1 protein-coding gene is annotated in these 322 nt (G+C 61.2%); it reads right to left on the bottom strand.

Annotation, left to right across the window (positions count from 1 at the left end):
• A partial coding sequence (locus BK660_RS31855; protein ID WP_123436467.1) for a YbfB/YjiJ family MFS transporter occupies positions 1–322 on the bottom strand: 322 nt, incomplete at both ends.

Genomic DNA, 322 nt, shown 5'->3' on the forward strand with positions numbered 1-322 from the left:
GGCATAAATCAGCCACAACGTTGCGGACGTCTGATTCAGCAGATGTGAGACCAGCGCCAACAACCCCGTCAGAAAAATCCCCAAACCCGGTCCGGCAAATACCAGAGCGCCCAATCGCGGACGACCTGCTGCCGCCGCCAATGGTTGACTCAACGAAGTGATCATCACCAGCACCCAGGCACTTGCTACCCCGGTGCCGAAGCGCAGCAGCAAGTGCGACCAGAAGCCATTGGCCCAGAACGACGCCAGTGTCAGCAGCACGCACAACCACAGTCCGCCGTGCAGGCGCCGCTGAACCTGCTGCGGGCGATGGGCGAACATC

The organism is Pseudomonas brassicacearum (assembly GCF_003732265.1).
In the GTDB taxonomy this organism is placed as follows: Bacteria; Pseudomonadota; Gammaproteobacteria; order Pseudomonadales; family Pseudomonadaceae; genus Aquipseudomonas; species Aquipseudomonas brassicacearum_D.